This is a genomic window from Brachyspira sp. (assembly GCF_050873525.1).
In the GTDB taxonomy this organism is placed as follows: domain Bacteria; phylum Spirochaetota; class Brachyspiria; order Brachyspirales; family Brachyspiraceae; genus Brachyspira.
In genome coordinates, this window is sequence record NZ_JBNMIZ010000223.1 from 1 (window position 1) to 4,344 (window position 4,344).

The following is a 4,344-nucleotide window of genomic DNA, read 5'->3' on the forward strand; positions in this document are numbered from 1 at the left end:
ATATTAACGGACTAAAAAAATATGTTTGTTCCAATTAATAAAATTATATTATGCTTTTTTATAATATCGATATTTTTTATTTCATGTAAATCTACGGCGGACAGTAAAAAAGAAATTAAAAATCTGTATCCGCATTTGGCAAAATATATAGACAAAGTTTATAGTATGAACGAAAAAGAAAGAAAAGGCTTATTATTAATGGTTGGAATAAAAGATAAAATATTATCCGAAGAGACTATTAAAATATTGAAAGAAAATAAAATATCGGGAATTATACTTTTTGATTATAATATAGCTAATGAAAATCAATTAAAAAAACTCACATCCAATTTGAGAGAATATGTAAGTCCAAATATATTAATAGCGATAGACGAAGAAGGCGGCAAAGTCAATAGAATTCATTTCGACAAATTAAAAAATATTTCGCCAAAAAATATTGGAGATAAAAACGATAAAGAATACGCTTATAAAATCGCCTATCAAAAATCTAAATTTCTGCTCGATTTGGGAATCAATATGATATTAGGACCGATATGCGATATTCCAAACAATTCAAACTCTTATTTGTATGAAAGAAGTTTTTCAACTAATATAAATATAGTCGCCGATATGGTTGAGGCTACGGTTAAAGCCCAAAGAGACGCGGGAATAATAACCGTCTTAAAACATTTTCCCGGGCATGGAGACACATCCGTAAATTCTCATGACGGTTTTCCAATCATAGATAAAAAAATTAGCGAATTAAAAAATAAAGAATTTGTCCCATTCAAAAGAGGAATAGACGCGGGAGCAGAGATTATATTAACGGCGCATATAAAAAATAAATATATAGACGACAAACTGCCTGCGAGTTTATCCAAAAATTATATTGATATTTTAGAAAAAGAATTAAATTTTAACGGAATTACCATAACGGACGATTTAACTATGACGGGCAAAATAGAAAAAGGAATAAATTTTGGAATAAATTTAAATAGCAACATATATCAAAATATAGAATATATGTTTGAAGATTTAAATCCTAATATCATTTCATGCGCGAAAGTATTAAAAATCATTTCTGAAAATAAATAATAAATACCTTGCGCATGAAAAATAATATTTTTAATTTTGTCCTTCTGGATTTTTTCTTTTTCTATTGCTATTAGGGTTTCTTTTATATGTGAGAGTGGCATCTAGTCCAAGCCTCACATATTCGTTTATGATGTTTACAACCGTATGATATGTAACACCGTATTTTTTAGCAATATCGGTATGCGTTAATCTTGTGTTGTTTTTCTGGTCAAGTTCCAAAAGTATTTTTGCGCGAGAAACTAATCTTTTAGATTTAATATCTCTACCTAGGAATTCTTGAATCTTGTTCTTTTCTTCTTCGCTCAATGATATTGAATGTTTAGCGTTTATACTCATTTAGCCCTCCAAAAATATAATACCTAATTAATTTATAATTTTTTAAATTTCAATATAATAACATATCGATACGATTGCATAATATAACAATATAAATAAAATATCAATATGAAAAAGTCTTATAATATTTTTCATAATAGTTATAACTGATTAATACGATTTATGTAAAATATAAAACTAATAAATGAAAATATATAAATACCGAAAATTTAAATAAATTTATATTTAAATCGGTATAGAATAATGAAAATATTTATAAACGGAAAGGAATTATCCGCCACTTTAGAAAACGAAAAAAACGCATACGAAATATTAAAGCCCGTTGAAGAATGGTGCAATTCAAATTCTTTTTTAATCAATAGAATCATAATAGACGAAAAAGAACTCTCGCCCGAAATAAATAACGAATATGAAACGATACCAATAGAAAGTGTGAAAAAAATAGAAATAGAAGCGTTAAGTCACAGCGAATATTATTTGTCTTCAATAATTTCAATAATAGAATATATAGAAAAAGTTTCAAAAACCGATTCCGCAACTTTAACCGAAAACGATATTGAAGCCTTAAAAGACGGAATATTTTGGATATTGGATTCTATTCCCAGAGCGATATTTTTATGCAACATGAATCTTGAACCTCATGGAATTATTCATATATTAAAAATGCTTGAAGTAAAATTGGAAAGACTTAATACGATAACTAATAACGAAAAAGCGGACGAAGATTATTTGGATAAAGTTAAAGAATTTTTTAGCGAAGATTTGAAGCCTTTTATAAACGATAAAGTTTTGCCAGCTATGGAACTTGTTTTGGAAGACGCTAAAATAAATACGATGATTATATTTGCAAACGATATAAACGAAAACAACGCTTTATATAAAATTGGAACTTTGCCGAAATTTCAGCCTTTTATAATAGAAATACTTGACGAAGTCGTTGAAAAACTTCAAACGGGAAAAGACAAAGATGCTTTTATATATGCGGAAAAATTTTCTCGAATAGTCGGACTTTCTTTCAGCATTCTTTCAAAAGTTGCGGAAATCTGCAAAATAGATTATTCGAATATAAAAATAGAAAATATAAGTTTGATAGACGCGATTAACGATTTTAATTCAATGATGAATAATTTGCTCGAAGCTTTTTCAAACGAAGATTATATATCTATAGCCGATTTGCTCGAATACGAAATAAAAGAAAAAATAGAAAATATCATGGATTATATACCGATTTTAGAGGAATATATTGAAAGACTCAATGTTTGATTTTACGGATAGCGACAATTCTTTTTTGCCTATGGCGGAAAGAATGCGCCCGACTTCAATCGAAGAAGTTTTCGGACAGAAGCATATTTTATCGGAAAATAAAACTTTAAGAAAAATGATTGATAAAGATAAAATAACTTCTATGGTTTTTTTCGGTCCTCCTGGCGTTGGAAAATCAACCGTAGCTTCTATAATCGCAAAAAAAACGAAAAGCGAATATATAAAATTAAACGCCGTCCTTTCAAATGTTTCGGAAATTAGAGAGGCGATAAAAAAAGCGGAAAAAAATTTAACCAATTCAAAAAAAACGATTTTATTTATAGACGAAATTCACAGATTCAATAAAAGTCAGCAGGACGCTTTACTTCCAGCAGTAGAAAACGGAACGGTTATATTAATCGGAAGCACTACTCAAAATCCTTATTTTTATCTTACAAACGCCCTACTCTCCCGCATAATGCTTTTTGAATTTAGGAATCTTGAAGATAGCGATATTAAAGAAGCGATACTTAAAGCGATTACGGATAAAAGAGGACTCGGCGAAAACGATATTGCAATAGAAGATTCGGCGGTAGATTTGATAGTAAAATATTCGCATGGAGATGTGAGAAAGGCTTTAACTTATCTCGAAGCGGCGTTTTTTGTAACTCAAATTGACGAAACCAAAGAAAAACTTACTATAACGGAAGAAATCGTCAAAGATGTGACAAGCAAACAAACTTTAAATTTTGACGAAGATGAACATTATAATACGATAAGCGCGTTTATAAAAAGTGTAAGAGGAAGCGACCCAAACGCGGCGATTTATTATTTGGCAAGAATGCTTGAATCGGGAGAAGACCCGCGATATATAGCTAGAAGATTATGCATATTGGCTTCGGAAGATATAGGTTTAGCCGAACCGAAAGCTTTGAATATAGTTTCTTCTTTGATTAGTATAGTTGATTTTATCGGAATGCCAGAAGGAAGGATTCCGTTAGCCGAAGCGACTATTTATTTAGCTTTATGCCCGAAATCGAATTCCGCTTATAAGGCTATAGACTTGGCAATAAGAGATATAAGAAACGGGGAATTATATTCTATTCCAAATTATTTGAAAGATAATCATTCGGCAAGTTTCGATAAAAAATCCGAAGAAGAATATAAATATCCACATGATTTTCCTTATCATATTGTCAAACAAAATTATTTGGAAAAAGGAATCAAAAAAAATTATTATAAGCCCGTGGACATTGGCGAAGAACGAGAATTAAAAAAGGTTTACGATTGGATAATAAAGCAGATTAATTGACAATTTTTTATTAGTCATTCGCTGAAGGCGTCCCGCAGGGAACGAGGCTATTTATAGCCGAAATAATCCAATTAAAATAAAATTTTATTTAAAAGTCTCACTTCATTAATAGTGGATTGCTTCGCCTACGGCTCGCAATGACGGAATTTTTTTAAAATTAAACCATTGACAAATTTTTAATCCATTGCTATACTTTATTAATCAAAACTATTAAAGTTGAGAAACTATGAACTATAAAAATATCATAAATAAACAATACTGTAATTTTGTTAAGCAAAGCAAAGCAAAGCAAAGCAAAGCAAAGCAAAGCAAAGCAAAGCAAAGCAAAGCAAAGCAAAGCAAAGCAAAGCAAAGCAAAGCCTGTATTGTATCTTTTAAAT

At 29.8% G+C, this 4,344-nt stretch carries 4 protein-coding genes; 3 read left to right on the forward strand and 1 reads right to left on the reverse strand.

Annotation, left to right across the window (positions count from 1 at the left end):
- Positions 1-21 precede the first annotated feature (21 nt).
- On the forward strand, positions 22-1,074 hold the full coding sequence (locus tag ACR0QS_RS11565; protein ID WP_432633604.1) for a glycoside hydrolase family 3 N-terminal domain-containing protein: 1,053 nt from the start codon (positions 22-24) through the stop codon (positions 1,072-1,074).
- Between the two features lie 30 nt (positions 1,075-1,104).
- Here the strand turns inward: ACR0QS_RS11565 and ACR0QS_RS11570 are convergent, their stop codons facing one another.
- Positions 1,105-1,410 carry a helix-turn-helix domain-containing protein gene (locus tag ACR0QS_RS11570; protein WP_432633605.1) on the reverse strand — a complete coding sequence of 102 codons (306 nt, stop codon included), beginning with the start codon at positions 1,408-1,410 and terminating at the stop codon, positions 1,105-1,107.
- A 243-nt stretch (positions 1,411-1,653) separates the two neighbouring features.
- On the opposite strand from ACR0QS_RS11570, the gene ACR0QS_RS11575 reads away from it, so the two are divergent.
- A complete protein-coding gene (locus ACR0QS_RS11575) occupies positions 1,654-2,673 on the forward strand; it encodes a hypothetical protein (RefSeq protein WP_432633606.1) in 1,020 nt (339 codons plus the stop codon).
- Entirely contained in the window at positions 2,666-3,964 is a 1,299-nt protein-coding gene (locus ACR0QS_RS11580) for a replication-associated recombination protein A (RefSeq protein ID WP_432633607.1), read from the forward strand. The genes ACR0QS_RS11575 and ACR0QS_RS11580 overlap by 8 nt, the downstream gene beginning before the upstream one ends.
- Positions 3,965-4,344: the final 380 nt, after the last annotated feature.

What these genes read in the sequence shown, in the direction of transcription:
- ACR0QS_RS11565 (WP_432633604.1), top strand. Translation starts at nt 22, where the DNA reads ATGTTTGTTCCAATTAATAAAATTATATTATGCTTTTTTATAATATCG.
- ACR0QS_RS11570 (WP_432633605.1), bottom strand. Translation starts at nt 1,410, where the DNA reads ATGAGTATAAACGCTAAACATTCAATATCATTGAGCGAAGAAGAAAAG.
- ACR0QS_RS11575 (WP_432633606.1), top strand. Translation starts at nt 1,654, where the DNA reads ATGAAAATATTTATAAACGGAAAGGAATTATCCGCCACTTTAGAAAAC.
- ACR0QS_RS11580 (WP_432633607.1), top strand. Translation starts at nt 2,666, where the DNA reads ATGTTTGATTTTACGGATAGCGACAATTCTTTTTTGCCTATGGCGGAA.